We start from the raw sequence: 21283 nt of genomic DNA, 5'->3' as shown, positions 1-21283 counted from the left end.
GCGCCGTCTCCGCACGCGAGCGGGGACGGCGGCGGTGTTCTCGTGATTCGTTCACACCTTGTGGTGCGTCCGGTGCCGAGGCTCCCCGAAGGGGATCCACAGGCTCTACGCTGCGCGTTGGCAGACCAGCCACCGGTTCCTTGCTCCTACTTCTGCTCTTGCTCCTGCTCCGCACCACATCCATGCAACGGGGGACACAGCTTGGGTGCACACGCGCTGTCCGTCTTCGGAGTCTCTCCGGAGGAGGAAGAGACCTACCGGCTCTTCCTGCGCCGCCCGGACACACCACTCGAACCGATTCCGCCCGCGTCGCCGCACCGCGGCCCGGACGCGGTGCCGTGCGCACTGGAACGGCTGTGCGCGCTCGGCCTGCTCCGACAGGACGAGGCGGCACCCTCCGGGTACGCGGCCGAGGACCCGGAGACCGCGCTGTCCCGGCTGATGGACCAGCGCATGCACGAACTCCACAACGAGCTGCGCCGGGTGACACGGATCCGGCCGCTCATCGATGCTCTACGCGCGGAGATGTGCCCGCTGGGCGCCGCGAACGGGGCCAAGGGCAGCACCGCGGGCAGCGCCGGCGCTGCTTCCGCATCGGCCCCGTCCCGTAGGCAGCCGCCGCGTGGCGTCGAGCAGTTGACGGAGCCCGCGCAGATCCGCGACCGCATCGACGACCTCGCGTTCTTCGCGCGCGACGAGATCCTGTCCGTCGAGTCGGCCGCCGAGCCCTCGCCCGACAGCATCAACCGCGCCCGGGCGCTGGGCCTGCGCTCCCTGCGGCACGGCGTCCGTGTCCGCAGCGTCGTGCCCGCCGCGTCCCTCGGCCATGTGGTCACGGCGGCGCACCTGCGCGAACTGGCCGCCGAGGGCGCGCTGATCCGGGTCGCCACGGAGGTCACCGAGCGCATCGTCGTCTTCGACGGACGCACCGCCGTGGTTCCCGTCGACACCGAACGTCCGGAGCGCGGCGCGCTGTTCGCGTACGAGAGCGGGCTTGTCACCCACATAGTGGCCCTCTTCGAACGCATCTGGGGACAGGCCGAGGACCTGCTGACCGCGCTGGACGGGCGGGCGGCGACGGATGCGCCGTGCGTCACCGAACGGGAGCGGCAGGTGCTCGAGTCGATGGTCTCGGTGGGCAAGGACGAGTCCGGCGCCCGGAGCCTGGGGATCTCCGTACGGACCTACCGCCGGCACGTGGCCGACCTGATGCAGCGCCTGGGTGCCGCCAGCCGGGCGCAGGCCGCGCTGCTGGCCCGCGAGCACGGCTGGATCTGACCTGGCCCGCGCCACATGGCGTGTGCCTGCGCCCCATCCAGCCCGTCCGGCGCTTGAGGACGGCCCCGGACCACCCATCCAGCCCGTCCGGCGTTTGAGGACGGCCCCGGACCACGATGGACCTGCCGGTGGCCACTCCGCTGAGGGGCCACGCGCGGCGCCGTGGCCGCCACCCCGGTCCGTCCTCAACCGCCGGACGGGCTTGGGTGAGTGGCTGGACGGGCTTGGGCAAGTGGCAGGGCCAGGTGGGTGGTTGGACGGGGTGCTCAGGAGGGCTCGGCTGACCAGCCGCGCAGTGCCGTGTCCGCGAGCACCTCGGCCAGCGCGCCGTGCACGCCGTCGCTGTCTCCGACGCCGTGGCCACCGTGCCCGTACTCGATCCGCAGCCGCACCCGGTCCGTGCCCACGTCGTCGGGCACGCAGATCCAGTCCGCGGGCAGCAGCCCCAGCAGCCGGACCGCCGTGGTCTCGCCGCCGGGTGCCGACGGCTCCTGCCGTACGACGACGACCTCCACGGCCCCGGCCCCGGCGCCCGCTTTGCGGGCCGGGCCGGCATCGCCGTCCGTACGGGCGCCGTTCGGCGGCGGGCCTGGTGCGGGCATCAGTTCACACCCTCTCTCTGTCCGGCACGGGTGCCGTCCGCGACCGAGCGGGCGTACGCGCGCAGCAGCGGGTGCATGCGGTACGGCCCCGGTGGTCCGTCCTCCAGCAGTCCCGCGTCGACCAGTTGATCCAGCACCTGTTCCGCCTCGGGGACGGCCATGTCCAGCCGACCAGCCGCGTCCTCGGCCCGGAACACCCCCGCCGGGCCTGCGGACGGCACTCCCGCCGCCCGCAGGAACGCCTCCGCCATCCTCGGGTCCAGCCGGTCGAGCGCGAGGCCGAACACGCGGGGTACGGACAGGTCGGGGTCGTCGGTGAGGGCGAGCCGGGAGAGCGGGTCCGCCGCCAGCCAGTCCGCAGCGTCCGCCAGGCCCAGCCCTGGCCGGGTCTGCAGCCGCGCGGCGGCTATGCGCAGGGCCAGCGGGTGCCGGCCGCACGTCTCCACGATCCGTCCCGCAGCCTCCGGTTCGGCCTCCACGCGCTGCGCTCCCAGTACGGAGAGGAGCAGCTGCCGGGACTCCTCGTCGTCGAGCGTACCGAGGCGGTGCACCCAGCCGCCGTGTGTGACCACCAGCCCCGCGAGCCCTCTGCGGCTGGTGATCAGCGCGGCGTCGGACCCCGGCTCCGACGGCAGCGCCGTGTCGGCGACCAGCGCGGCGGGCAGCAGTGGGCGTATCTGCTCCGCCTCCACCACATCGTCGAAGACCAGCAGTGCCCGCCCGCTGCCGCGTCTCCGGCGCACGGCCGCGAGTTCGCGTGCGACATCCTCCGAGCCGCGCGGCGTCCCGTCAGGGCGGACCATGCGCACCAGCAGGGCGCCTCCGGGGTAGCCGCCGCGCAGGAGATGGGCGACGCGCCGGGCGAGAGCGGTCTTGCCGGTCCCGGGAGCGCCGGAGACCAGCACGGGTGCCGGCTCCTGCCCGGCGCACCGGTCCGCCGCTCCGTCCTGCCCCAACCGCAGGGTCAGCGCGTCCACTTCGGCCGCCCGTCCGGTGAACGACGGCACGTCCTCTATCTCCGATACGGCACACGACGCCCCCTCGAGCGGACGCTCATGCACCGGCGCCCGCTCGTACACCGCGGCACGCTCGTGCGCTGCCGCCCGCTCACGCACCGCCGGCCGCAGCACCACCGGTTCACGCAGCGCCTCGCACCCCGCGTCGCGCAACGGCTCACAGCCCGGCTCGCGTGCCGGTGCCCGCGGTGGCAGCCCTCTGAGCCGTACGGCCGGCGGCCTGGTCACCGTCGCCGTCACCGCCGCGCCCAGCCCTTCTCCGCCCAGCTCCTCGCCGCGGAGCATCGCCTGCTCCAGCCGCTGGAGCGCGGGGGAGGGATCGACGCCGAGCTCGTCGCACAAGTGCCGCTTGATACGGCGGTATTCGGCGAGTGCCTCCGTCTGCCGCCCCGTGCGGTACAGCGCCTCGATGAGCTGCTGCCGGAATCGCTCGTGTCCCGGATACATCCGCGTCACGCCCCACAGCTCCGCCAGCGCGTCGGCGCAGCGCCCGAGCGCCAACTCCAGCTCGCAGGCGCGTTCCAGGGCACGCAGCCGCTCCTCGATGAGGCGGGGCACCTCGTCGCGGTGGAGCTCGGGTGAGGGCACGTTGGCCAGCAGGGAGCCCTGCCAGAGAGTCAGCGCGTCCTTGAGCGCATACAGCTCGGCCTCCGGGCCGCCGTCGGCAGCCAGCCCCAGCGCGCCCGCCGTACGCACCCGTTCCCGGAAGCCGAGCAGGTCGAGCGTGCGGGGGGAGGCTCTCATGCGGTACCCGCCGGGGACCGCCTCGACGGGCGCACCGGACACGCCGTGCGCGGCGAGGAGTCTGCGCAGCCGCAGCACGCACGTCTGCAACGCGGCCTTGGCCGTGGTGGGTTGCTTCGCGCCCCAGACCGCGCGGAGCAGGCAGTCCACTGACACCACCGAGTTGGCGTGGAGCAGCAGCGCAGCCAGCAGGATGGTCGGCTTGGACGGTCTGAGCACCGCGACTTCGCGTCCGTCCGTGATGCTCAACGGCCCGAGCAGCTGAATCCGCACTGCCGTCACCCCCTCACTCCATCCGCGCACTCACCCGCGCGCTCGTACGCCCCGGCCCGCGCCGCACCGCGCCGCTTCCTGTCCGTGACGACCGGTCACCCTGTGCTTACGACCATGCCACCCGCCTCCGCCCCAACGCACCCCCGCCCCCGGTCAGCTTGCTGCAACCGCGTCGCAGCTTGCTGACATCGACGGGCAGTTACAGAAACCGGACATCGTTCAGCACAACTCTCGGCGAAGGCCCCGCATCTAACCGATCAAGAGGGTCCGGGGGAACCCGGGGGACCGAGGCCCTCGAAGCACAGAGCAACCGAACGGAAAGAACGGAAAGAAGAGAGCAATGTCGCACCACCGCAGGTCACGCAGGACCAAGCGCAACAGCATCGTGGCGGGGGCCGTGGCTGCCGTGCTCATCCCGCTGGGCGTCGCCGGTACGGCGATGGCCGGAGGCGACTCGTCCGGCGGCACGGAGCAGACCGGCCCGAAGCAGACCGCACAGCAGGCTGCGGCGCAGGACACGCCGAGCGTCGTCACCGAGGTCGAGGAGTTCTACCAGGGCTACATCAGCGCCCTGGGCGAGGGCGACACCGAGCAGGCGAAGTCCCTCCGCAAGGCGGCCCTGACCGAGTCCTTCCAGAACGAGCTCGCGGAGTGGGAGCAGCAGAACGCCGCGGACGGCGTGACGCGTTCGCAGAACGTGCCGGTCGAGGCCGAAGCCGCGTACGACGGCAGCGGCATGGGGCACTCCTGGACCATCGTCACGCTGAAGTGGGACGGCGGCTCGGACGCCACCAAGCTGCACGTGCAGTCCGACCTGGACACGCACAGGATCTCGGACGTCAAGCCGCTCGACTGACGCCCAGTCAGCGCGGCAATCGACCCCGCGGGCCGGGCGCCTGACCAACGCCCGGCCCGCGGTCACGTCTCGGACCGGTAGTGCCGGTGCCCCACGTTGATCAGCTCCAGCTGGCGCCGCGCCGTACGCGCCACTTCCTCCGCGTCCCGCCCCTCACCGTCCAGCGCGGACAGGAGCGCGCTGGCGGTCGTCACCATGTGGTCCACGTACAGCTCCGCCAGCATCCGCACTTCCCCCTCGCTCCAGCCCGCCGAGTCGGGCTCGTCGCGCAGCGTGTCGGCCACCTCCTGCGCGAACAGGCCGAGTTGCGCGGCGATGGCCGTACGCACGGCCCGTACGCCGCCGTGCTGCTCCCGGGAGACGAAGCGGATGTGCGCCGAGTGCGCGCGTACGTGCTTGGTGATCAACTCGACCGTACGGCTGATCCGTTGCTCGGGCCCGTCTGCCGTGGCAAGGGTTTCCCGTACGAGCTCGTGCAGGCCGCCAAGTGCCTCGTCGACGAGGGCCACACCCAGGTCGCTCATGTCGCGGAAGTGCCGGTAGAAGCCGGCGGGCGCGATGCCGACGGTACGGGTGATCTCGCGCAGGCCGATGCTGCTGAGGCTCTGCTCCTCGAGGTGGTGCAGAGCGGCGGCGAGCAGCGCCTGCCGGGTCTTCTCCTTCTGCGCCTGACGGATGTGGCTCATGTCATCGAGTAAACACTCGTTCCGCCAGCGGAGCCAGCACTAGACTGGACTCAGTGAACAGTTGTCACCCCAATTGTTCACCGAGTTGTCCACTGCCGGCCTCAACCGAAGGACTAACGATGATCTTCCTCGTGGCCGCATTCCTGCTGCTGGGCGTACTGGTGGGCGCAGCCGCGCACCTTCCGCCCGCCGTGGCGCTCACCGCGGGGGCGGTGCTCGGCTGCTGGCTGCTGATCTTCGCGTACCGCGAGCGCCGCCGTACACGTATCGAGGAGGGGGCACGATGAGCACCACGGGCACCACCGGCACGCTGCACACCCGCCCGCGCACACGGCTCCCTGACCGCGACGCCCGCAAGGACGCCCGCAAGGACGCCGACGGGATGGCCGTCACGTCGTTCGCGCTCGGCCTCGCCGGACTGCTGGTCTTCAACCTGGTGCTCGGGCCGTGCGCCCTCGTGCTCGGCGGGCTCGCGCTCGCCCGCGGCACCGGGCGGCGCGGACGTGCGACCGCCGGACTCGTACTGGGTGCCGCCGACCTGATCGTGCTGGCCACCCTCGTCACCGCGAACGGCACCGTCAGCTGGCACTTCACGGGGTGACCGGCGGCTCGGCCAAGCCCGTACGAATGCCGGATCGGCCTCCGTACGGTGGCCGATCGGCGCCCGTACGGTGGCCGACCGGGCCTCCGTACGGTGGTGCCGGACCGGCCTCAGTCCCGCGGCGGCTTCGGCCGCCACACCACCAGCGCGCTGGACTGCTGCACGTCCTCGTACGGCACCAGGTCGCGCCGGTACGACGCGTGCACCTGCGCCTCGCGGCGGCGCATCGTCACGGCCGCGCTCTCCAGCGCCTGCTGGAGCTCGGCCGCCCGCGCCTGCAGCGCGGCCACCTGGTTCTCCAGCTCGATGATCCGCTTGATGCCGGCGAGGTTGATGCCCTCGTCCTGGCTCAACTGCTGCACCTGGCGGAGCAGTTCGATGTCACGAGCCGAGTACCGCCGCCCGCGCCCGGCCGTACGGTCCGGGGAGACCAGGCCCAGGCGGTCGTACTGGCGCAGCGTCTGCGGGTGGAGTCCGGAGAGTTGAGCGGCCACCGAGATGACGTAGACCGGAGAGTCGTCGGTCAGTTCGTACGGCGTGCCTCCGAAGCGCTGGCTGCGCCCACCTCGGCCGTTCATCTCAGTCTCCCTTCGCGGCCTTGAACAGCGCTGCTCTCGGGTCCTCGGACGCGGTCGCGTCCCGGTAGGACTCCAAGGTGTCCCGTGCCTTGTCGCTCAAAGTCTTCGGCACCGCGACGTCTATGGTGACGAGCAGATCCCCGCGTGTCCCGTCCTTGCGCACCGCGCCCTTGCCGCGCGCCCGCATGGTGCGGCCGGCGGGCGTGCCCGGCGGCAGCTTCAGCGTGACCGCGGGGCCGCCGAGCGTGGGCACCTTGATCTCCGCACCGAGCGCGGCCTCCGCGAAGGTGACCGGCACGGTGATGGTGAGGTTGTCGCCCCGCCGCCCGAAGACCGGGTGCTTGTCGACGTGCACGACCACGTACAGATCGCCCGCCGGGCCGCCGCGCTCCCCCGGCGCGCCCTTGCCGCGCAGCCGGATGCGCTGCCCGTCCGAGACGCCGGCCGGGATGCGGACCTGCATGGTGCGCGAACTCGTCGCGCGCCCGCTGCCCTTGCAGTTGTCGCACGGGTCCTGGGCGATCAGGCCGCGGCCCTTGCAGTCCACGCACGGGTCGGTGAGGGAGAAGCCGCCACCGCCGCCGCGGCTGACCTGCCCGGTGCCCACACATGTGGGGCACACGCGCGGGCTGCCGTTCTTGTCCCCGGTGCCGTTGCAGGACTTGCAGGCGGCCGAGGAGGACATCCGGAGAGGGACGGTGGCCCCGTCCACGGCCTCGGTGAAGCTGAGCGTCACCTCGGACTCGATGTCCTGGCCCCGGCGCGGCTGCGTACGGGTCGTGGTGCCGCCGCGGTTGAACAGGCCGCCGAAGACGTCCCCGAGACCGCCGCCGAAGCCGCCGGCGCCGGGCCCGCCGCCCGGGCCGCCCCCGCCCGGCGTGCCGCCGAACAGGTCGCCCAGGTCGAAGTTGAACGTGCCGGCGCCGCCGCCCGCGCCGGGACCGGGGCGGTAGCCGCCGTTCCCGAAGAGGGTGCGCGCCTCGTCGTACTCCTTGCGGCGCTTGGTGTCACCCAGCACGTCGTACGCCTCGGAGGCGTCCTTGAAACGCTCCTCGGCCTTGGCGTCGCCGCGGTTGGCGTCCGGGTGGTTCTCGCGTGCGAGCTTCCGGTACGCCTTCTTGATCTCCGCCTCGGTGGCGTCCTTCGGGACGCCGAGGACCTTGTAGTAGTCCTTCTCGATGAAGTCCTTGGTACTCATCCTCGACGTCCCTCCTCCCGTTCAGCCATCTGGTCGGTCATCCGATCGGCGTTTCAGCCCTCGTCCGGGTCACCACTGTCCTCGTCGTCCACCGGCTCCCCCTCGTCGCCCGAAGGCGACGTGGACTGGGCGGACTGCGCGGGCTGCGCCCCCGGCTGGGGCTCCGCTACGCCGACCCGCGCGGGGCGGATCGTCCGCTCGCCGATGCGATACCCCGGCTGCAGGATCTGCACGCACGTCGTCTCCGTGACATCCGGCGAGTACGAGTGCATCAGCGCCTCGTGCACCATCGGGTCGAAGGGCTCGCCCTCCTTGCCGAACTGCATGAGGCCCATCTTCGCCGCGACCATCTCCAGCGACTCGGCCACCGACTTGAAGCCGCCGACCAGTTCGCCGTGGTCACGCGCGCGGCCGATGTCGTCGAGCACGGGCAGCAGCTCCGTAAGGAGGTTCGCGACGGCGACCTCCTTGACGGCGACGCGGTCCCGCTCGACCCGGCGGCGGTAGTTCTGGAACTCCGCCTGGAGCCGCTGGAGGTCCTGCGTGCGCTCGTGCAGAGCGGTGCGGGTCTGGTCCAGCTGAGCGGTCAGCGCCACGTCCTCGGCGAGCCGGTTCTGGCCGCCTTCCGTGCCGTCCCCGTCCGATCCCTGCCGCGGACCGGCCGGTCCCGCCTCCCCGGAGGGGGCGGTCCCGGCGGCCTCCGCCGCGTCATCAGGCACTTCCTGTGCGGTCTCGGCGGGGACCTCGGGCTCCTGCTGGAAGCCCGGAGTCTCCTCCGTCACGCTGCACCGTCCTTCGGCTTGTCGTCGTCCACGATCTCGGCGTCCACGACGTCCTCTTCAGCGCCGGGGGCACCGGCCGCACCGGCCTCGCCGGCACCGGCCTGCGCGCCCTCGGGGCCGCCGGCCGCCTGCGCGGCCTGGGCGTCGGCGTACAGCGCCTGGCCCAGCTTCTGGCTGGTGGCGGCGACCTTCTCGGACGCCTCGCGGATCGCCGCGGTGTCCTCGCCCTCGGCGGTCTCGCCGCCCTTGAGCTTCTCCTTGAGGTCCGCCAGCGCGGTCTCGACCTCGGACTTGACGTCCGCCGGGACCTTCTCGTCGTTGTCCTTGAGGAACTTCTCCGTCGTGTAGACGAGCTGCTCCGCCTGGTTGCGGGTCTCCGCGGCCTCGCGGCGCTTGGAGTCCTCGTCGGCGTACTGCTCGGCGTCCCGCATCATGCGCTCGATGTCGTCCTTCGGCAGCGCGGAGCCGCCGGTGACGGTCATCTTCTGCTCCTTGCCGGTGCCGAGGTCCTTCGCGGCGACGTGCATGATGCCGTTCGCGTCGATGTCGAAGGTGACCTCGATCTGCGGCACGCCGCGCGGCGCCGGGGGCAGCCCGGTCAGCTCGAACATCCCGAGCTTCTTGTTGTACGCCGCGATCTCGCGCTCGCCCTGGTACACCTGGATCTGCACCGACGGCTGGTTGTCCTCCGCCGTCGTGAAGATCTCCGAGCGCTTCGTCGGAATCGTCGTGTTCCGCTCGATCAGCTTCGTCATGATGCCGCCCTTGGTCTCGATGCCGAGGGACAGCGGGGTGACGTCGAGCAGCAGGACGTCCTTGACCTCGCCCTTGAGCACGCCGGCCTGCAGCGAGGCGCCGATGGCGACGACCTCGTCCGGGTTCACGCTCTTGTTGGCTTCCTTGCCGGCGGTCAGCTCCTTGACCAGCTCGGCCACCGCGGGCATCCGGGTCGAGCCGCCGACCAGGACCACGTGGTCGATCTCGGACAGCTGGATGCCGGCGTCCTTGATCACGTTGTGGAAGGGGGTCTTGCAGCGCTCGAGCAGGTCCTGCGTCAGCTGCTGGAACTGCGCCCGGGTCAGCTTCTCGTCCAGGTGCAGCGGGCCCTCGGCGGACGCGGTGATGTACGGCAGGTTGATGCCGGTCTCGGTCGAGCTGGACAGCTCGATCTTCGCCTTCTCCGCGGCCTCGCGCAGCCGCTGGAGCGCCATCTTGTCCTTGCCCAGGTCCACGCCGTGGCCGGACTGGAACTGCTTCACCAGGTGGTCGACGACGCGCTGGTCCCAGTCGTCACCGCCGAGCTGGTTGTCACCGTTGGTGGCCTTCACCTCGACGACGCCGTCGCCGATCTCCAGCAGCGAGACGTCGAAGGTGCCACCGCCCAGGTCGAAGACGAGGATGGTCTGGTCTTCCTTCTCCAGCCCGTACGCCAGGGCCGCGGCCGTCGGCTCGTTGACGATCCGCAGCACGTTGAGGCCCGCGATCTCGCCGGCCTCCTTGGTGGCCTGCCGCTCGTGGTCGTTGAAGTACGCCGGGACCGTGATGACCGCGTCGGCCACCTTCTCGCCCAGGTACGCCTCCGCGTCCCGCTTCAGCTTCTGCAGCACGAAGGCGCTCATCTGCTGCGGGTTGAAGTCCTTGCCGTCCAGGTTGATCTTCCAGTCGGTGCCCATGTGGCGCTTGACCGACCGGACGGTCCGGTCCACGTTCGTGACCGCCTGGCGCTTGGCCACCTCGCCGACCAGCACCTCGCCGTTCTTGGCGAAGGCGACGACGGACGGCGTGGTCCTGGCGCCCTCGGCGTTGGTGATGACGGTGGGCTCACCGCCTTCGAGAACACTGACGACGGAGTTCGTCGTACCCAGGTCGATGCCGACCGCACGTGCCATTTCGGTTTCCTCCAACTGAGCCTTGAGTGGATCTGGCTCAAGACTGCACGAGCGGACAGCGCAAGTCAAATGACCTGAGTCAGGCTCACTCAAGTCTTATGCCGTCTTTACTGGCAGCCCGGCATCCGTGCAGCTCAGAGGCGTGCCGCAGTGCGCCCTACGGCTCGTGAACCCCGTCCGGACTCCACTCGACCACGACGATCGCCGCGTCGTCCCGCAGCCGTCCCCCCGCGTGCTCGCTCACCGCCCCGAGCAGCGCGTCCGGCAGAGCCGGAGTGGGCTCGTCGCGCAGCGCGTCCACACGCCGTACGAGCGGGAAGAACCGCCCGTCGGCGTCCCGCGCCTCCTCGATGCCGTCCGTGTAGAGGAGCAGCCGGTCCCCCGGCTGCCAGGCTTGCACACGGACGGGAAAGTCGTCGAAGTGCTGGTGCGCCAGCCCCAGCGGCGGGACCGGTTCCGGCACCTGCACGAAGCGGGTACCGTCCGCGGTCAGCAGGAGCGGCGGCGGATGGCCGAGGTTGACCATGCGGAGCACCGGCCCTTCGATCTCCACGACGACGGCGGTCACGAAGTGCTCCGCGCCCTCCGGATCCGCCTCCCCCTCGCCGTACGCCTCCCGCCCGCCGGTCTCCCGCTGCCCGTCGGACTCCTCCCCGGCCCCCTCGTCCAGTCGGGCCACGGCCTCCGAGCAGCGCGTCGCGATCCGGGACAGGGTGGGCTCGTACTGCGCGGCCTCCCGGAAGGCGCCGAGCACCGCGGCGGACGTACGGATCGCGGGCAGCCCCTTGCCGCGCACGTCGCCGATGATCAGACGCGTGTCACGGGGCCGTACGACCGCCTCGTACAGGTCGCCGCCGATCCGCGCCTCCGTCTCGGCCGCGACGTACCGCGCCGCCAGCCGCAGTTCGCCCACCCGGCGCGGCATGCGACGCAGCAGGGCCAGCTGGGCCGTCTCGGCGACGCGCTGCACCTGGCTGAGCCGGGCCGCGCCGCGCCGGCGCACGACGCTCGCGTAGACGCTCGTGGCGCTCACCAGCAAGACGGCGCCCACCGCGGTCAGATGCCGGTCGATGGCCACGTACGCCGTGACCGCGACCGCCGCCACCGACACCATCAGCACCGTGCGCGGGCGCCCGCCGATGGCGGCGAGCGCGGGGGCCGGGGTGGCGAGCGAGCCGACCCCGATCATCCTGACGTCGGTGTGGTCGCGGATCAGTTCGACCGTCGCGACGGCGATGATCAGCACCCAGGGAAGCACCTGCGAGACGAGCTCGTGGCGCTCGTCCTCGACCGCGGACTCCTTGCCCGTTTCGCCGCGTATGCCATACATCGTGGAGAAACGGTATCCCAGCTCCTCCCGCGACGCAGATCACCGCACAGCCGGGTACAGCGGCACTGCGATAGTGGGTAGTCTCGTACGAACCGAATAAGTTACTGCTTAGTAAACAGCTCGCCCGCAGGTCCGAGGAGCCCCCATGCAACTCGCCGCGATCGTCGTTTCGCTGGTGCTTGCCGTGGTCGGCACCGCGCTGTTCGCGCGTGCCATCGCCCAGATCTACCGCGCCGTGAAACTGGGCCAGCCCGTCCCCGCGGGCACACGTACGGACGAACCGGCGCAGCGCACTCTCACCCTGGTCCGCGAGTTCCTCGGCCATACGCGGATGAACCGCTGGGGCATCGTCGGCTTCGCGCACTGGTTCGTCGCCGTCGGCTTCCTGACGCTGGTGCTGACACTCGTCAACGCGTTCGGGCAGCTGTTCCAGGCGGACTGGGTGCTGCCGGTGCTCGGCTCGTTCACGCCGTACGAGATGTTCATCGAGTTCATCGGCGTGATGACGGCCGTGGGCATCCTGACGCTCATCGTGATCCGGCAGCTGAGCAACCCCGCGCGGGCCGGCCGCAAGTCCCGTTTCACCGGCTCCAAGACGGGCCAGGCGTACTTCGTCGAGGCCGTCATCCTGATCATCGGCGTCTGCATCATCACGCTGCGCGGCCTGGAGGGCGCGCTGCACCACGTGACGGAGTACGAGGCGGCGTACTTCCTCTCGTACCCGCTCGTCGCGCTCTTCGACGGGATGAGCGTGAGCGCGCTGCAGAACACGGTCTACCTGGTCGCACTGATCAAGATCAGCACGTCCTTCATCTGGATGATCGTCGTCGGCCTCAACACCAACATGGGCGTGGCCTGGCACCGCTTCCTCGCGTTCCCGAACATCTGGTTCAAGCGGGAGGCCAGGGGCGGTACGGCGCTGGGCGAGCTCCAGCCGATGACCTCGGGCGGCAAAGCCATCGACTTCGAGACGGTCTTCGACGAAGAGGGCGGCGAGGAGACGCAGTTCGGCGTCTCGCAGGTCGAACACTTCTCGTGGAAGGGCCTGCTCGACTTCTCCACCTGTACGGAGTGCGGCCGCTGCCAGTCGCAGTGCCCGGCCTGGAACACGGGCAAGCCGCTCTCGCCCAAGCTCCTGATCATGTCGCTGCGCGACCACGCGCACGCCAAGGCCCCGTACCTGCTCGCCGGCGGCGGCAAGGACGCGGAGGGCCGGGAGAAGGCGACCGAGGAACAGCTGAAGGACGTGCCCGCGAGCGCGCTCGCGGAGGCCGAACGGCCGCTGGTCGGCGCGTACGACGCAGGGCCCGGCGACCTCGGCGGCGTCATCGACCCGGACGTGCTGTGGTCCTGCACCACCTGCGGCGCCTGCGTCGAGCAGTGCCCGGTGGACATCGAGCACGTCGACCACATCGTCGACATGCGCCGCTACCAGGTGATGATCGAGAGCGCCTTCCCGAGCGAGGCCGGGACGATGCTCAAGAACCTGGAGAAGAAGGGCAACCCCTGGGGCCTGGCCAAGAAGCAGCGGCTGGAGTGGACGAAGGAGCTGGAGAAGGAGACCGGCATCGAGATCCCGGTCGTCGGCAAGACCGTGGAGGACCTGACCGAGGTCGAGTACCTGTACTGGGTCGGCTGCGCGGGCGCGCTCGAGGACCGGGCGAAGAAGACCACCAAGGCGTTCGCGGAGCTGCTGCACATCGCGGGCGTCTCGTTCGCGATCATGGGCGGCGACGAGAAGTGCACGGGCGACTCGGCGCGGCGGCTCGGCAACGAGTTCCTGTTCCAGCAGCTCGGCGAGGAGAACGTGGCGACGCTGAACGCGGCGTTCGGCGAAGCGTCTGACAGCGGCTCCGCCGCGGGCGCGGACGAGGGCGTCACCGTGCCCGCCGCGAAGAAGAAGATCGTCGCGACCTGCCCGCACTGCTTCAACACGATCGCCAACGAGTACCCGCAGCTCGGCGGCCACTTCGAGGTCGTACACCACACGCAGCTGCTCCAGCGCCTCATCGACGAGGGCAAGCTGGTGCCGGTCACGCCGGTCGAGGGCCTGATCACGTACCACGACCCGTGCTACCTGGGCCGGCACAACAAGGTCTACACGCCGCCGCGCGAGATCATCGGCCGCGTGCCGGGCCTCCGCAACGAGGAGATGCACCGGCACAAGGAGCGCGGCTTCTGCTGCGGCGCCGGCGGCGCGCGGATGTGGATGGAGGAGCGGATCGGCAAGCGCATCAACAACGAGCGCGTGGACGAGGCGCTGTCCCTCAACCCGGACATCGTGTCCACGGCGTGCCCGTTCTGCCTCGTGATGCTGACCGACTCCGTCAACGGCAAGAAGAACGCCGAGCAGGCCAAGGAGAGCCTCCAGGTCGTGGACGTGGCCCAGCTGCTGCTGGACTCCGTACGCACGCCTGACGGGCCGGCGGAGGAGGACGCCGAGGCGGACGGGGCGGACGCGTCGGGCGGCTCGGGCGCGTCGGACGTACCGGAGTCCGAGCCCGCCGAGCCCGCGCAGCCCGGGAAGTAGGGCGGGACCTCCAGGACGTAAAGACGTAAAGCTGAGGCCGGAGGCCGGTCCGCGCGCCGTGGCGCCGGGCCGGCCTTTGCCATGGCTAGGGTCCGTCGCGGCCAAAGATGCAGGTCAAATCGTTTGGTAAAGTAACCATTGGCCATTCCTTGACCTTCACTTGACTCTACGGACGCCCCAGGAGGAGCTATCCGCTTGCTGCCGCCCGTCCCCGTACGCCCGCCCCGCGGAAAGTGACGGCATGGGACACGCCGACACCCTGCTCGCCATGGGCGGCGCCTTCGTCGCCGCCGCCGTCCTCGCCCGCCTCGGCAGCCGCATAGGGCTGCCGACGATCCCCCTGTTCATCCTCGCCGGCATGCTGCTCGGCCCGCACACCCCCGGCTACGTCCTGGTCGACGACCCGCACCAGCTCGAGATGCTCTCCGCGCTGGGCCTGGTGCTGCTGCTCTTCTACCTCGGCCTCGAATTCCACGTGGAGGACCTCAAGACCGGCGGGCGGAAGATGGCGCTCGCCGGCGGCGCGTACCTCGCGCTCAACGTGACCGCCGGATTCGGCTTCGGGCTCGCGCTCGGCTGGGGCCTGTCCGAGGCGCTCGTCCTCGCGGGCGTCCTGGGCATCTCGTCCTCGGCGATCGTCACCAAGGTGCTCGTCGACCTCGGCCGCATCGGCAACCCGGAGTCACGGCCGATCCTCGGCATCATCGTCGTCGAGGACATCTTCCTGGCGCTGTACCTCGCCGCGCTGCAGCCCGTCATCTCCGGCGCCGACAGCATGGCCTCGGCCGCCGGGCAGGCAGCGAAGGCGTTCGGCTTCCTGCTGGTGCTGGCCGTCGCGGCACGCTGGGGCACCCGGCTCATCGGGCGGCTGATCGCGACGAAGGACGACGAACTGCTGGTGATCTCGTTCCTCGGAGCCGTCGTACTGGTCGCGGGGATCGCGGAGGAGTTCGGGGTCGCGGACGCCATCGGGGCGTTCATGGTGGGCCTGATGCTCGGCAACACGACCTCGGGCGGTCGCATCAGGGAGCTGGTGCACCCGTTGCGGGACGCGTTCGGGGCGATCTTCTTCTTCGCGTTCGGGCTGTCCATCGACCCCGGCGACCTGCCGCTGGTGGTGTGGCCGGTGCTGATCGCCGCAGCGGTCACGATCGCCATGAACGTGCTCGCCGCGCTGTTCGCCGCCCGCATCTACGGCTTCGGGCGCGGACCGGCCGCGAACGTGGCGACGACGCTGCTGGCACGCGGCGAGTTCGCGCTCATCCTCGCCACCATGTCGGCCAACGCGGGTCTGGACCGCCGCCTCGGCCCGTTCATCGCGGGCTACGTGCTGGTCCTCGCCGTCCTCGCACCGCTGGCGGCGGGCCGTTCGCACTGGCTGGCGCGGGTCCTGCCGGATGTGGGGCGGCGTCGGAAGGCGGTCGCGGCGGCGGGGTGAGGTGATCGCAAAGGCTTCTTTGCGGAGAGATGTTTGCGAAGAACTCTTTGCGAAGGAGTCTTCGGCGTCTAGTCTGCGGGCATGAGCGACGAGCAGCAGCCTGAGCAGCCTGAGCAGCGTGAGACGCCGTACGACGGCGCACCGAACCGTACGGAAGCCCCCGGCGCCGGCGGCGAAGCCTCCGTCGTACTGGACGCCAAAGGGCTGCGCGCGCTGGCCCACCCCGTGCGCGTGCAGCTCGTCGGGCTGCTGCGGAAGTACGGGCCGTCCACCGCCACCCGGCTCGCCGAACGGCTCGGCGTCAACTCCGGGACGGCCAGCTACCACCTGCGCCAGCTCGATGCCGCGGGCTTCGTCGAGGAGGACACCGAGCGCGGGAACGCGCGGGAGCGCTGGTGGCGTTCGGTGCACCAGTTGACCCGCCTCGACAGCGTCGACCTGATCGAGCAGGAGCCGGAAGCCACGCTCGCGTACCTGTCGTCCGTCGCGGCCACCGACACCCTGCGCGCCCAGCGGGCGCTGAACGAGCTCCAGACGATGCCCCGTCCCTGGCGCGAGAGCTTCGACATGAGCAGCTGGCCGCTGCTGCTGACCGCCGACGAGGCCGCGGCCCTGCAGCGCGAGCTGCACGCGGTCGCCGACCGCTACCGGCGCGACCCCAGCCCCGGCCCGGAGAACGGCACCGCCGAGGCGGACCCGGCGGGCGCCGAACGGGTCACGCTTGTCTTGCAGATCCTGCCCGAGCTGGACGTGGAACGGGACCGGTGACCGCGCGGTGAGCGGCGGTCCGGGGCGGGGCGGTCAGGGTCGGGGCGGTCAGGGTCGGGCGGGTCCGGGGCTCGGCGGTCCGGGGCTCGGCCGGATGTCCGCCGTACGGCGGCTGCGTCCGCTGACGGCCCTGCTCGCCGCGATGGCGGTGGCCCTGACCGGCACGCGGATCTCGGCGATCGCGCTGCCGTGGTTCGTGCTGGTCAGCACCGGCAGCCCCACCCGCACCGGGCTCGTCGCCTTCGCCGAGATGGCCCCGTACGTGCTGGTCAAGGCGTTCAGCGGGCCGCTGGTCGACCGGGTGGGGCCGCGCCGCGTCTCGTGGACGACGGACACGGTCAGCGCCTGCGCCGCCGCCGCGGTGCCGCTGCTGCACACCGCCGGGCTGCTCTCGTTCGGACCGCTGCTCGGCCTCGTGGCCGTGATCGGCGCGGCACGCGGGCCGGGCGATCTGGCCAAGGAGGTCGTGATCCCCGAGGCGGCCGAACACGCCCACGTACGGCTGGAACGCGCCACCGGCCTGTCCGGCGTCACCGAACGGCTCGCCTCCACCGCCGGCCCCGCGGCGGGCGGTTCGCTGGTGGCCCTGGCCGGGCCGGTCGCGGGCGTGGCGGTCAGCGCGGTGTGCTTCGGGCTCGGGTCGGTGATCATCGCGCTGCTGCAACCGCGCGGGATGGGCGGCCGTACGCCGGACGGCCCCGTCTCCCGTACGCCCGACGGTTCCGGTGCGGAACGCGAAGTCCGCGCCGAAGCGGAGGCCGAACCGGACGGACCGGAAGACGAAGCGAACGGCCGTACCGCGTCCGCGCCCGGCTACTGGCGCCGCTTCGGCGAGGGCTTCGCCTTCCTGCGCCGCGAACCGCTGCTGCTCACGATCATCGTCATGGTCGGGATCACCAATCTGCTGGACGCGGCGTTCATGGCCGTGCTGCTGCCCGTTTGGGCGAAGGAGTCCGGGAACGGTCCCGGTGCCATCGGCCTGACCGGCAGCGTGATGGGCGTGACGGCGGTCGTCGGGAGCCTGATCGCCGCGGCCGTGGCGCACCGGATGCGGCGCCGGGTGGTGTTCTTCGCCGGGTTCCTGCTCGCCGGGGCGCCGCGGTTCCTGATCCTCGCGGCGGACGCGCCGCTGTGGGCGGTGCTCGCGGTGTTCGCCGTCAGCGGCTTCGGCTCCGGATTCCTCAACCCCATCCTCGGTGCCATCTCGTTCGAGCGCGTACCGCGACCGCTGCTGGGCCGCGTACACGCTCTGGGCGACTCGCTGGCCTGGTCCGGCATCCCGCTGGGCGGGCTGCTCGCGGGTGCGGCGGTGGCCTCGTTCGGGCTGGTGCCGGTGCTGGTGGCGGGCGGGGCGGCGTACTTCCTCACCACGAACCTGACCGGACTCCGCCCGGAGTGGCGGGAGATGGACCGGCTCCGCGGCAAGGGCAGCCGGCCTCCCGCGGACTCCGTACCGGAGCCGGAACCGGAACCCGAGCCGGAACCCGAGCCGGAACCGGAGCCGGAACCGGAGCCGGAACGAATACGGAGAGCTGCGGCCGGCTCCGAGTGACCCCCTGGCACCCGGCGGCAGCGGTTGAGGGTTGCCGTCGTTCAGGAGCCGCCCGGCAGCGTGCTGACCGCGCGGTCGAACGCGGAGTCGCGGCGCTGCTCGAACTCCTCCTCCGTGAACACCGGTTCCGCCAGGTCGGGCGGAATCCCGGGCCCGTCGAACGTACGGCCGTCGCGGGTGCGGAACTCCTCGTTCGGCAGGCCGACCTCCCAGCCGTTGGGCAGCGCCCGGTCCAGTACGTCCGAGAAGACGCCCTGCGTCGGCTCGCCGATCCGGACCGTACGCCCCGGCCGGTCCAGCAGTGCCTGCGTGAAGGACTCGCCCGCGCTGACCGTCGAACCGCCCGTCAGCACCGCGACCGGCCCCGCGTAACGCGGCACGCCCCGCGCCGGCTTGACGTACTGCGGCTGCTCCGGCGTGAAGCGCTCCGGGTCCTCCGGGTGGTTGCGGGCGCGCTTGCCGTACGCGAAATGCGTACGGTCGGTGAGCCGCGACGCGAGCCGGAGGCCGAGGGCGTCGGCGCCGCCGCCGTTCACGCGGAGGTCGACGATCAGGCCGCGCAGGCGTGCGGTGCGGTCGGCGGTGAGGATGTCGTCGAGGGCCTTGTCGAGAGCGGCCTGTTCGGCGGCGTAGCGGCCGTCGGGGTGCTCGCCGTCGGAGTAGCCGATGAAGCCCGAGACCCGCAGATAGCCCTGGCCGCCGGGCAGGTCGGCGTAGCTGATCCGGCCGTTGGCGTGCTCCTCCAACTCCGCGCCGTCCAGGTCCCGTTCCTTCACGTACTTCTTCACCTTCGTGTCCAGCGCCTCGGACGGCATCGTCGTGCCGGGGCGGGTCTCGCCGAAGAAGCGGTCGGCGCCGTCGGTGAGGCTGACATGCGCGTCGTTCAGCGGCTCCAGCATCTTGCGGAAGACGGCGAAGAGTTCGTCGTCGGTGGTGCCCGCGTCGACGGCCGGGCGGTAACGGTCGCGTGCCGCCTGCCAGTCGACGCCCTTGGCCGCGAAGAAAGGGTAGTTCTCCTGGAACGTCTGCCAGAACACGTCGAACGTCGCCACCGGGTCGGCGGGCGCCTCACGTGTGCAGTCGGCGGGCAGAGCCCGTACGCGCTGCATGTTCTGGTGGCCGGGCGAACCGTCGACGTGCAGCCGGGCACGGTGGGAGGTGGCCGTACGCGCGCGTACGGTCATGCCGCGGCCGTCGGGTGCGGTGTACGTGGTCGAGCCGGCGTCCTGGCCCGATCGCTTCGCCGTCTCCCCTTTGAGGCAACTGACCGACGTGGTCTGGTACTTGCGGAGCACGCCGTCCTTGATGGCCAGGAGCGAGCCGTAGCCGTCCGTACGCCAGACGCCCTCCGGTTCCGGGCCCGGTTCCGGGCGCGAGTCCGCGTCCGCGTCTGCGTCCACCTTCGCGCCCGGCGGTGTGCGCGACTCCGGGCGCTCCGCCGGGAGTTCGCCGGAGCCGGCGGCCATCGCGGCGGGGAGCAGAGCGCCGCCCGAGAGGGCCAGCAGCACACCACCCGCGACGACGGCAGGCCTCCTGAACAACATGATCACGCCTTCCCTCGGTCCTCGCGCGGTCCATCGCGTGCCCGGCCCCGCGTCCGGTGCGCGCGGCCGGGCACCATGCTCGGCCGCGGCGGTCGGCCCGGGACATCCCGCTCACCGGCGCATACGGGGTGGGGTTAACCCCCCGAGGCGCGCGCACGTACGGCGAGGGCTCGTACGGCGCGGGCGGCTCGTGCGGCGGGGCTCATGCGGCGGGGGCGGCGGTTCGTACGGCGGGGCTCGTACGGCGCGGGTGGCGGCTCGTGCGGCGGCGCGCACCGCGCCGCATACGCTGGCGCCGGGGAGCGCTCCGAGGGGGCGGATCAGGGTGCGCAAGGGCGCGGCACACCACCTGTCAACACCCACGGGGTAGGGCCAACCCCACCGTGCTCCCCTAGGGGATGTCACAGGTCAGCGGCGATGCCCGGCCATTCCCCGTCGGCATGACTCCCGAGCCCGCCGAACGCGGTACGTTCGATGAGTGGCTGGATTCAGGATCGGACGCGGCCGGGACTCCCGGAACGCGCAGCAGCAGCGGCAGCATCCCCCGCAGGGCGCCCCTCCGCAGGGCCCGCCCCCGGGCGGCGCGGGCGGCCCGCGCCCCGGGCCGGGTCAGTACGGGCAGGGGGCACCCCGGCCGCCGTACGGCCCCGGACCGGGGCAGGGCGCGCCAGGCGGAGCCGGCGGACCGGGGCCGGGGGCGCCGTACGGGCAGCAGTGGCCGCCGGCGGGCGGCGGTGGCAGGCAAGGCGAGCCCGAGTACTTCGGTGATCCGTACGGCCCCACGCAGGGCGCCGGCCACGACCCGTACGCCAACAACCCGGGTCACACACAGTCGTTCAGCGTCCACGACCCGTACGCCCAGGGCGACGGCTACCCGGACGACGGCTACTCCGACGGCAGCATGTACACCGCCGGCCAGGCACCGCCCGCCGGGCCGCGGCTGCACTGGAAGGACCTGCTGCGGGGCATCGTCCTGCGGCCCAACGCCACGTTCTGGCAGATGCGCGACTACCCCGTGTGGGGGCCTGCGCTCATCGTCACGTTCCTCTACGGCCTCCTCGCCGTCTTCGGCCTGGACGAGACCCGCGACGACGTCCTCAACGCCACGCTGACCAGCGCGCTCCAGTACGTGATCGGCACCGGCGTCGCGATGGTGATCATGGGCCTGATGCTGGGCGCGGTCACGCACACGCTGGCGCGGCAGTTCGGCGGCAACGGGACCTGGGCGCCGACGATCGGCCTCTCGATGCTGATCATGTCGGTCAGCGACGCCCCGCGCCTCCTCGTCGCGATGTTCTTCGGCGGCACGGCGTCGCTGGTACAGGTGCTCGGCTGGGGGACCTGGCTGGCGGCGGGCGCGCTGTTCACCTCGATGGTCAGCCGCTCGCACGACCTGCCGTGGCCGAAGGCGCTGGGGGCGTCGGCGATCCAGCTGATCATGCTCCTCGCCCTGGTAAAGCTCGGCACGCTGTAACGCGGAGCCGGGCCCTCTCTCCAGCCCGCCCGGCGCGCAACCGGACCGGCCAGTCGACCACATCAAGCCCGTCCGGCGATTGAGGACGAATCGCAGCGACCACGCCGCGGCACCGGTCCGGAGCCCCTGGCCGATGAGCGCCGG

18 protein-coding genes are annotated in these 21283 nt (G+C 71.7%); 9 read left to right on the top strand and 9 right to left on the bottom strand.

Annotated features, from left to right (window positions below; translation table 11 throughout):
• Positions 1-201: 201 nt before the first annotated feature.
• Complete coding sequence (locus DVA86_RS03110) at positions 202-1278, top strand: helix-turn-helix domain-containing protein (RefSeq protein WP_208875578.1); 1077 nt, start codon at positions 202-204, stop codon at positions 1276-1278.
• A 266-nt stretch (positions 1279-1544) separates the two neighbouring features.
• Here DVA86_RS03110 and DVA86_RS03105 read toward each other — a convergent pair whose 3' ends face one another.
• Both DVA86_RS03105 and DVA86_RS03100 read right to left on the bottom strand, forming a co-directional pair.
• Positions 1545-1880 carry a hypothetical protein gene (locus DVA86_RS03105; RefSeq protein ID WP_342776314.1) on the bottom strand — a complete coding sequence of 112 codons (336 nt, stop codon included), beginning with the start codon at positions 1878-1880 and terminating at the stop codon, positions 1545-1547.
• A complete protein-coding gene (locus DVA86_RS03100) occupies positions 1880-3913 on the bottom strand; it encodes an AfsR/SARP family transcriptional regulator (RefSeq protein ID WP_208884339.1) in 2034 nt (677 codons plus the stop codon). Before DVA86_RS03100 ends, DVA86_RS03105 begins: the two co-directional genes overlap by 1 nt.
• Positions 3914-4253: 340 nt before the next feature.
• On the opposite strand from DVA86_RS03100, the gene DVA86_RS03095 reads away from it, so the two are divergent.
• Positions 4254-4769: a hypothetical protein gene (locus DVA86_RS03095; protein ID WP_208875576.1), complete on the top strand. Its 516-nt coding sequence runs from the start codon at positions 4254-4256 to the stop codon at positions 4767-4769.
• 62 nt (positions 4770-4831) lie between these two features.
• Here DVA86_RS03095 and DVA86_RS03090 read toward each other — a convergent pair whose 3' ends face one another.
• A complete protein-coding gene (locus tag DVA86_RS03090) occupies positions 4832-5455 on the bottom strand; it encodes a TetR family transcriptional regulator (RefSeq protein WP_208875574.1) in 624 nt (207 codons plus the stop codon).
• A gap of 119 nt (positions 5456-5574) precedes the next feature.
• Here DVA86_RS03090 and DVA86_RS03085 point away from each other — a divergent pair, with 119 nt between their 5' ends.
• Complete coding sequence (locus DVA86_RS03085) at positions 5575-5742, top strand: hypothetical protein (protein WP_208875572.1); 168 nt, start codon at positions 5575-5577, stop codon at positions 5740-5742.
• Positions 5739-6056, top strand: coding sequence for a DUF4190 domain-containing protein (locus DVA86_RS03080; RefSeq protein ID WP_245996305.1), 318 nt, complete (start codon positions 5739-5741; stop codon positions 6054-6056). Before DVA86_RS03085 ends, DVA86_RS03080 begins: the two co-directional genes overlap by 4 nt.
• A gap of 110 nt (positions 6057-6166) precedes the next feature.
• On the opposite strand, the gene DVA86_RS03075 is transcribed toward DVA86_RS03080, so the two are convergent.
• The 5 genes from DVA86_RS03075 to DVA86_RS03055 form a co-directional block, all read right to left on the bottom strand.
• Positions 6167-6634, bottom strand: a complete 468-nt coding sequence (locus DVA86_RS03075) for a heat shock protein transcriptional repressor HspR (RefSeq protein WP_208875570.1) — start codon at positions 6632-6634, stop codon at positions 6167-6169.
• Between the two features lies 1 nt (position 6635).
• Positions 6636-7832: a molecular chaperone DnaJ gene (gene dnaJ, locus DVA86_RS03070; protein WP_208875568.1), complete on the bottom strand. Its 1197-nt coding sequence runs from the start codon at positions 7830-7832 to the stop codon at positions 6636-6638.
• A gap of 53 nt (positions 7833-7885) precedes the next feature.
• Positions 7886-8614: a nucleotide exchange factor GrpE gene (gene grpE, locus DVA86_RS03065; protein WP_208875562.1), complete on the bottom strand. Its 729-nt coding sequence runs from the start codon at positions 8612-8614 to the stop codon at positions 7886-7888.
• On the bottom strand, positions 8611-10503 hold the full coding sequence (gene dnaK, locus DVA86_RS03060) for a molecular chaperone DnaK (RefSeq protein ID WP_208875560.1): 1893 nt from the start codon (positions 10501-10503) through the stop codon (positions 8611-8613). The genes grpE and dnaK overlap by 4 nt, the downstream gene beginning before the upstream one ends.
• 157 nt (positions 10504-10660) lie before the next feature.
• Positions 10661-11833: a PP2C family protein-serine/threonine phosphatase gene (locus DVA86_RS03055; RefSeq protein ID WP_208875558.1), complete on the bottom strand. Its 1173-nt coding sequence runs from the start codon at positions 11831-11833 to the stop codon at positions 10661-10663.
• Positions 11834-11978: 145 nt separating this feature from the next.
• On the opposite strand from DVA86_RS03055, the gene DVA86_RS03050 reads away from it, so the two are divergent.
• The 4 genes from DVA86_RS03050 to DVA86_RS03035 all read left to right on the top strand — a co-directional run bounded on the left by DVA86_RS03050 (position 11979) and on the right by DVA86_RS03035 (position 18121).
• Complete coding sequence (locus DVA86_RS03050; RefSeq protein ID WP_208875556.1) at positions 11979-14363, top strand: (Fe-S)-binding protein; 2385 nt, start codon at positions 11979-11981, stop codon at positions 14361-14363.
• Positions 14364-14631: 268 nt separating this feature from the next.
• Positions 14632-15801 carry a cation:proton antiporter gene (locus DVA86_RS03045; RefSeq protein WP_208884337.1) on the top strand — a complete coding sequence of 390 codons (1170 nt, stop codon included), beginning with the start codon at positions 14632-14634 and terminating at the stop codon, positions 15799-15801.
• A gap of 81 nt (positions 15802-15882) precedes the next feature.
• A complete protein-coding gene (locus DVA86_RS03040) occupies positions 15883-16569 on the top strand; it encodes an ArsR/SmtB family transcription factor (RefSeq protein ID WP_208875555.1) in 687 nt (228 codons plus the stop codon).
• 94 nt (positions 16570-16663) lie between these two features.
• Complete coding sequence (locus DVA86_RS03035) at positions 16664-18121, top strand: MFS transporter (protein ID WP_208875554.1); 1458 nt, start codon at positions 16664-16666, stop codon at positions 18119-18121.
• 41 nt (positions 18122-18162) lie between these two features.
• Here the strand turns inward: DVA86_RS03035 and DVA86_RS03030 are convergent, their stop codons facing one another.
• Positions 18163-19665 (bottom strand): S41 family peptidase, encoded by a 1503-nt coding sequence (locus tag DVA86_RS03030; RefSeq protein WP_245996304.1) that lies wholly within the window; start codon positions 19663-19665, stop codon positions 18163-18165.
• Positions 19666-20143: 478 nt separating this feature from the next.
• Here DVA86_RS03030 and DVA86_RS03025 point away from each other — a divergent pair, with 478 nt between their 5' ends.
• Complete coding sequence (locus DVA86_RS03025; RefSeq protein ID WP_208875553.1) at positions 20144-21139, top strand: Yip1 family protein; 996 nt, start codon at positions 20144-20146, stop codon at positions 21137-21139.
• The last annotated feature ends 144 nt before the right edge of the window (positions 21140-21283 follow it).

The sequence above is a fragment of the Streptomyces armeniacus genome (genome assembly GCF_003355155.1).
GTDB lineage: Bacteria > Actinomycetota > Actinomycetes > Streptomycetales > Streptomycetaceae > Streptomyces > Streptomyces armeniacus.
The sequence above is the reverse complement of the archived record's forward strand: the minus strand, read 5'-3'. Positions and strand labels throughout refer to the sequence as shown.

Coding starts and splice junctions, on each gene's coding strand:
- DVA86_RS03105 (WP_342776314.1), bottom strand. CDS start 1,880: ATGCCCGCACCAGGCCCGCCGCCGAACGGCGCCCGTACGGACGGCGAT.
- DVA86_RS03095 (WP_208875576.1), top strand. CDS start 4,254: ATGTCGCACCACCGCAGGTCACGCAGGACCAAGCGCAACAGCATCGTG.
- DVA86_RS03090 (WP_208875574.1), bottom strand. CDS start 5,455: ATGAGCCACATCCGTCAGGCGCAGAAGGAGAAGACCCGGCAGGCGCTG.
- DVA86_RS03085 (WP_208875572.1), top strand. CDS start 5,575: ATGATCTTCCTCGTGGCCGCATTCCTGCTGCTGGGCGTACTGGTGGGC.
- DVA86_RS03080 (WP_245996305.1), top strand. CDS start 5,739: ATGAGCACCACGGGCACCACCGGCACGCTGCACACCCGCCCGCGCACA.
- DVA86_RS03075 (WP_208875570.1), bottom strand. CDS start 6,634: ATGAACGGCCGAGGTGGGCGCAGCCAGCGCTTCGGAGGCACGCCGTAC.
- dnaJ (WP_208875568.1), bottom strand. CDS start 7,832: ATGAGTACCAAGGACTTCATCGAGAAGGACTACTACAAGGTCCTCGGC.
- dnaK (WP_208875560.1), bottom strand. CDS start 10,503: ATGGCACGTGCGGTCGGCATCGACCTGGGTACGACGAACTCCGTCGTC.
- DVA86_RS03055 (WP_208875558.1), bottom strand. CDS start 11,833: ATGTATGGCATACGCGGCGAAACGGGCAAGGAGTCCGCGGTCGAGGAC.
- DVA86_RS03050 (WP_208875556.1), top strand. CDS start 11,979: ATGCAACTCGCCGCGATCGTCGTTTCGCTGGTGCTTGCCGTGGTCGGC.
- DVA86_RS03045 (WP_208884337.1), top strand. CDS start 14,632: ATGGGCGGCGCCTTCGTCGCCGCCGCCGTCCTCGCCCGCCTCGGCAGC.
- DVA86_RS03040 (WP_208875555.1), top strand. CDS start 15,883: ATGAGCGACGAGCAGCAGCCTGAGCAGCCTGAGCAGCGTGAGACGCCG.
- DVA86_RS03035 (WP_208875554.1), top strand. CDS start 16,664: ATGTCCGCCGTACGGCGGCTGCGTCCGCTGACGGCCCTGCTCGCCGCG.
- DVA86_RS03030 (WP_245996304.1), bottom strand. CDS start 19,665: ATGTTGTTCAGGAGGCCTGCCGTCGTCGCGGGTGGTGTGCTGCTGGCC.